Origin of the sequence: Mesorhizobium sp. M7A.F.Ca.ET.027.02.1.1 (assembly GCF_004022985.1) — a bacterium.
In the GTDB taxonomy this organism is placed as follows: domain Bacteria; phylum Pseudomonadota; class Alphaproteobacteria; order Rhizobiales; family Rhizobiaceae; genus Mesorhizobium.
Genome location: NZ_RZOL01000379.1, coordinates 1 through 5,931 on the forward strand (window position 1 = coordinate 1; position 5,931 = coordinate 5,931).

General features: G+C 63.9%; 5 protein-coding genes. All 5 read left to right on the forward strand.

Features of this window, described 5'->3' with window-relative positions; genetic code table 11:
* Positions 1-1,142 (forward strand): NADH-quinone oxidoreductase subunit D (locus tag EN749_RS28850; protein WP_128364424.1); only part of this gene is annotated, 1,142 nt, incomplete at its 5' end.
* Positions 1,143-2,423, forward strand: a complete 1,281-nt coding sequence (locus EN749_RS28855) for an NADH-quinone oxidoreductase subunit E (RefSeq protein ID WP_128364425.1) — start codon at positions 1,143-1,145, stop codon at positions 2,421-2,423.
* Between the two features lie 10 nt (positions 2,424-2,433).
* Positions 2,434-3,738: an NADH-quinone oxidoreductase subunit NuoF gene (nuoF, locus tag EN749_RS28860; RefSeq protein ID WP_128364426.1), complete on the forward strand. Its 1,305-nt coding sequence runs from the start codon at positions 2,434-2,436 to the stop codon at positions 3,736-3,738.
* Between the two features lie 70 nt (positions 3,739-3,808).
* Positions 3,809-4,489 carry an NADH-ubiquinone dehydrogenase gene (locus EN749_RS28865; RefSeq protein ID WP_128289026.1) on the forward strand — a complete coding sequence of 227 codons (681 nt, stop codon included), beginning with the start codon at positions 3,809-3,811 and terminating at the stop codon, positions 4,487-4,489.
* 73 nt (positions 4,490-4,562) lie between these two features.
* On the forward strand, positions 4,563-5,931 hold a 1,369-nt coding region (nuoG, locus tag EN749_RS28870), incomplete at its 3' end, for an NADH-quinone oxidoreductase subunit NuoG (protein WP_128364427.1).

The following is a 5,931-nucleotide window of genomic DNA, read 5'->3' on the forward strand; positions in this document are numbered from 1 at the left end:
ACCCTGCGGCGCACGGCGTTTTGCGCCTTGTGCTGGAGCTGGACGGCGAAGTCGTCGATCGCGTCGATCCGCATATCGGGCTCTTGCATCGCGGCACCGAAAAGCTGATCGAGGCCAAAACCTACCTGCAGGCGATTCCCTATCTCGACCGGCTCGACTATTGCGCGCCGATGAACCAGGAGCACGCCTTCGCGCTCGCCGCCGAGCGCCTGCTCGGCATCGAAGTGCCGAAGCGCGGCCAGCTGATCCGCGTTCTCTACTGCGAAATCGGCCGCATCATGTCGCACATCCTCAATGTGACGACGCAGGCGATGGACGTCGGCGCACTGACGCCGCCGCTATGGGGCTTCGTCGAGCGCGAAAAGCTGATGGTGTTCTATGAGCGCGCCTCGGGTTCGCGCATGCATGCCGCCTATTTCCGTCCCGGCGGCGTCCACCAGGACCTGCCGCAGAAACTGGTCGAGGACATCGGCAAGTGGATCGACCCGTTCCTGAAGTCGATCGACGACCTCGATCAGCTGCTGACCGGCAACCGCATCTTCAAGCAGCGCAATGTCGACATCGGCATCGTCTCGCTGGCCGATGCCTGGGCCTGGGGTTTTTCGGGCGTGATGGTGCGCGGTTCGGGTGCTCCCTGGGACCTGCGCAAGTCGCAACCCTATGAATGCTATTCGGAAATGGATTTCGACATTCCGATCGGCAAGAACGGCGACTGCTTCGACCGGTACCTCGTGCGCATGGAAGAAATGCGCCAGTCTGCGAAGATCATGCGCCAGTGCGTCGATCTCCTGCTCGGCAAGGAAAGCACCGGGCCGGTGTCGAACCTCGACGGCAAGGTGGTGCCGCCCAAGCGCCAGGCGATGAAGCGCTCGATGGAAGCGCTGATCCATCACTTCAAGCTCTACACCGAGGGTTATCGCGTGCCGGCCGGCGAGGTTTACGCCGCGGTCGAGGCGCCGAAGGGCGAATTCGGCGTCTATCTGGTTTCCGACGGCTCCAACAAGCCCTACCGCTGCAAGCTGCGCGCGCCGGGTTTCGCGCATCTGCAGGCGATGGATTTCCTCTGCCGCGGCCACATGCTGGCCGACGTCACCGCCGTTCTCGGCTCCCTCGACATCGTGTTTGGTGAGGTCGATCGCTAAATGTCAGTCCGCCGTCTCGCAGAAGCCAGCGTCCAGCCAGCATCCTTCGCCTTCAACCGGGCGAACGCGGCTGCGGCGAAGCAATGGATCAAGAAGTACCCGAAGGGCCGTGAGCAGTCGGCCATCATTCCCTTGCTGATGATAGCGCAGGAGCAGGAAGGCTGGGTGACGAAGGCGGCCATCGAGACGATTTCCGACATGCTCGGCATGCCGCGTATCCGCGGGCTCGAAGTCGCGACCTTCTACACGCAGTACCAGTTGAATCCGGTCGGCACGCGTGCGCATATCCAGGTCTGCGGCACCACGCCCTGCATGCTGCGCGGTTCGGAAGCGCTTATGGATGTCTGCCGCTCCAAAATCCATCACGACCAGTTCCACGCCAACGACAAGGGCACCTTGTCCTGGGAAGAGGTCGAATGCCTTGGCGCCTGCGTCAACGCGCCGATGGTCATGATCTTCAAGGACACGTTCGAGGATCTGACGCCGGAACGCCTGGCTGAAATCATCGATCTCTATGACGCCGGCAAGGGTGCTTCGGTGGAACCGGGGCCGCAGAACGGCCGCACCGGCTCCGAGCCGGCCTCCGGCCTCACCACGCTGAAGAGCGAAAAGGCGATCCTCAAGTCGACCCGCGAAAGGGAGGCCAGGGAGGCCGCCAAGGCCGCCAGGGCGGCGCCCGACGCGATCATCGCGGCGCCTGTGCCGGGGCCGGCCGCGGCCCCTGTCGCACCGTCCAACACCAGCAAGCCGAAGACCGACACCCCTGAAACCAGCCCGGCATTGAAGACGCCTTCAAAAACCAAGGTCGCGCCGGCGGTTGAAAAGGCGGCGAGCGTTGCCGCGCCGCTGCATTCGGCCGCCAACGCCAACAAGGCGGACTCCAAGGTCGAGCAGGTTTCCAAGCAGCGCAGCGGCCCGATAATCAAGGCCGAGCCGGCATCCGCCTTCAAGGCGCCGGAGGTCAAGGTACCGGCCGCCAAGACGGTCAAACCGTCGCTCGGGGACAAAAACCGTCCAGCCGGCATCGATAAACCGGCACAGGTCGACGACCTGAAGCTGATCTCCGGCGTCGGCCCCAAGATCGAGGGCATCCTGCATACGCTCGGCATTTTCACCTTCGCGCAGGTCGCGTCGTGGAAGAAGGCCGAACGCGAGTGGGTGGATGGCTATCTCTCTTTCCAGGGCCGCATCGATCGCGACGACTGGGTCAAGCAGGCCAAGGCGCTCGCCAAGGGTGGCGTCGCCGAATACATCCGCGTCTTCGGCAAGAAGCCGGTCTGAGGGACGAAAAATGCTTCAGGACAAAGACCGCATCTTCACCAATATCTACGGCCTGTTTGACAAGTCGTTGGCCGGCGCGATGGCGCGCGGCGCCTGGGACAACACGCCCGGCATCGTTGCCAAGGGCCGCGAGTGGATCGTCAACGAGATGAAGGCGTCGGGCCTGCGCGGCCGCGGCGGCGCCGGCTTCGCGACGGGCCTCAAATGGTCATTCATGCCCAAGCAGAGCGATGGCCGGCCGAGCTATCTCGTCATCAATGCCGACGAATCCGAGCCCGGCACCTGCAAGGACCGCGACATCCTGCGCAACGACCCGCACACGCTGGTCGAGGGCGCGCTGCTTGCCGGTTTCGCCATGGGCGCGATTGCCGCCTACATCTATGTGCGCGGCGAGTTCATCCGCGAGCGCGAGGCGCTGCAGCGCGCGATCGAGGAAGCCTATGAGGCCAAGCTGATCGGCAAGAACAACACCTCCGGCTATGATTTCGACATCTACATGCACCACGGCGCCGGCGCCTATATCTGCGGCGAGGAGACTGCACTCCTCGAAAGCCTCGAAGGCAAGAAGGGCCAGCCGCGGCTGAAGCCGCCATTCCCGGCCAATGTCGGCCTCTATGGCTGCCCGACCACGGTCAACAATGTCGAATCGATCGCGGTCGCGCCGACCATCCTGCGCCGCGGTGCGGCCTGGTTCTCGTCCTTCGGCCGGCCCAACAATGTCGGCACCAAGCTGTTTTGCATCTCCGGCCACGTCAACAATCCGTGCACGGTCGAAGAGGCGATGTCGATTCCGTTCCGCGAGCTCATCGAGACGCATTGCGGCGGCATTCGCGGCGGCTGGGACAATCTTTTGGCGGTCATACCGGGCGGCGCCTCTGTGCCGCTGGTACCGGCCGAGCAGATCATCGACACGCCGATGGATTTCGACGCGCTGCGCGACCTCAAATCCGGCCTTGGAACCGCGGCTGTCATCGTCATGGACAAGTCGACCGATGTCGTGAAGGCGATCGCGCGGCTTTCCTATTTCTACAAGCACGAGAGCTGCGGCCAGTGCACGCCATGCCGCGAAGGCACCGGCTGGATGTGGCGGGTGATGGAACGGCTGGTGCGCGGCGAGGCGCAGAAGCGCGAGATCGATATGCTGCTCGACGTCACCAAGCAGATCGAGGGCCATACGATCTGCGCGCTTGGCGACGCGGCGGCATGGCCGATCCAGGGACTGATGCGGCATTTCCGCGGCGAAGTGGAGCGGCGCATCGACGAGTTTTCGCGCAATGCGCACCGGGCCGAGCCTGTGATGGTGGCGGCGGAATAGAAGAATGTTTACGCGGGCGGAAGTCCGCAGCGAAGGGCGGGGCGAACGAAGAAACGACCAGGAGAACTCTATGGCGCCGTATTCGAACCCGCTGATGCCCAATTTGGACCAGATCGAGAAGATGAACCAGGACTTGACCAGGATGATGCCGAAGGAGATGGCCAGCGCCGTCAACCTTTTCGTGCATCCTGTGGCGGGTGCGGCGGCGATGTCGGCGCTTGGCCTCGGGCTCGCCAATCATGCTTTCGGCGTCTGGCTGGGCGCGCTTTCAGGCGCGGCAGAAGCCTCGCAGCGGCTGCTGCAGCCGATCGTCGATGATTTCGAGGCGCGCGTCGCGCAGTTCGAAGATCCAAGTCCTTCCTCCACCAAGGCGCGGGCGACGGCGAAAACCATGATCGCGGAGGCGCAGTCCTTCGCCCGGGAGGTCACCGATATTGCCGCCAAGGAAGCCGCCACTGCCGTGCCGGCCGCAAATGCGGCTCCGGGCGCCCGCGATGCGCTGATGCCCGAGGATTTCAGGCAGCCGAACGCCATGGAGAAGCCGGCCATTCCGGCAGATCTCAAGGCCATCTCGGGCATCGGGCCGAAGCTGGAAAAGGTTCTCAACGGCCTCGGTATCTGGACCTATGCCCAGATCGCGGCATGGACGCCGCAAGAGGTTGCCTGGGTCGAGGATTATCTGTCGCTCGGCGGCCGCATCGGCCGCGACGATTGGAAAACCCAAGCGGCGGCGCTCGCCGTCAAGAAGTGAATGAAGTGCCCGACGTGGTCTCGACCGCGTCCGGAAAAAGAGATTGCGGGAACTCCGCAGGGGTTTGAGGCGAATGGCAAAGCTCAAGGTCGACGGGAAAGAGATCACTGTACCCGACCACTACACGCTGCTGCAGGCGGCGGAAGACGCTGGCGCGGAAGTGCCGCGCTTCTGCTTCCATGAGCGGCTCTCGATCGCCGGCAATTGCCGCATGTGCCTGATCGAGGTGAAGGGCGGGCCGCCCAAGCCGCAGGCATCCTGCGCCATGAACGTGCGCGACCTGCGTCCCGGCCCGAATGGCGAGGCGCCGGAAATCTTCACCAACACGCCGATGGTCAAGAAGGCCAGGGAAGGCGTGATGGAGTTCCTGCTGATCAATCATCCGCTGGATTGCCCGATCTGCGACCAGGGCGGCGAATGCGACCTGCAGGACCAGGCGATGGCGTTCGGCGTCGATTCCTCGCGCTATCACGAGAACAAGCGCGCGGTCGAAGACAAATACATCGGACCGCTGGTCAAGACGGTGATGAACCGCTGCATCCACTGCACGCGCTGCGTCCGCTTCACCACCGAAGTCGCCGGCATTTCCGAACTGGGCCTGATCGGCCGCGGCGAGGATGCCGAGATCACCACCTATCTCGAACAGGCGATGACGTCGGAGCTGCAGGGCAATGTCATCGACCTTTGCCCGGTCGGCGCGCTGACCTCGAAGCCATTCGCCTTCCAGGCGCGGCCGTGGGAGCTGACCAAGACCGAATCCATCGATGTGATGGATGCGGTCGGCTCGGCGATCCGTGTCGATAGCCGGGGCCGCGAAGTGATGCGCATCCTGCCGCGCGTCAACGAGGCGGTGAACGAGGAGTGGATCTCCGACAAAACCCGATTTATCTGGGACGGCCTGCGCACGCAGCGTCTCGACCGCCCCTATGTGCGCAAGGACGGCAGGTTGGTTGCCGCCAGCTGGGCCGAGGCCTTCGCCGCGATCAAGGACGCGGTATCGAAGACGGCGCCCGAAAAGATCGGCGCTATCGCGGGCGATCTCGCCGCCATCGAGGAAACCTATGCGCTCAAGCTGCTGATGGCTTCGCTCGGCTCGAAGAATACCGATTGCCGCCAGGACGGCGCCGCACTCGACCCGGCGCTCGGCCGGGCGAGCTATATCTTCAACCCGACCATCGAAGGCATCGAACAGGCCGACGCGGTGCTGATCATCGGCGCCAACCCGCGCTATGAAGCCTCGGTGCTCAACGCCCGGATCCGCAAGCGCTGGCGGATCGGCAACCTGCCGGTCGCCGTCATCGGCGATGTCGGCGATACCCGCTACGACTACGAACAGCTGGGCGCCGGACCGGATTCGCTGAAGGATTTGGCCGACGGCAACGGCAAGTTCTTCCAGACGCTGAAGAAGGCGACGCATCCGCTGATCATCGTCGGCCAAATCC

Excerpts from the sequence above, each read along its gene's own strand:
- EN749_RS28855 (WP_128364425.1), top strand. The coding sequence starts at position 1,143 with ATGTCAGTCCGCCGTCTCGCAGAAGCCAGCGTCCAGCCAGCATCCTTC.
- nuoF (WP_128364426.1), top strand. The coding sequence starts at position 2,434 with ATGCTTCAGGACAAAGACCGCATCTTCACCAATATCTACGGCCTGTTT.
- EN749_RS28865 (WP_128289026.1), top strand. The coding sequence starts at position 3,809 with ATGGCGCCGTATTCGAACCCGCTGATGCCCAATTTGGACCAGATCGAG.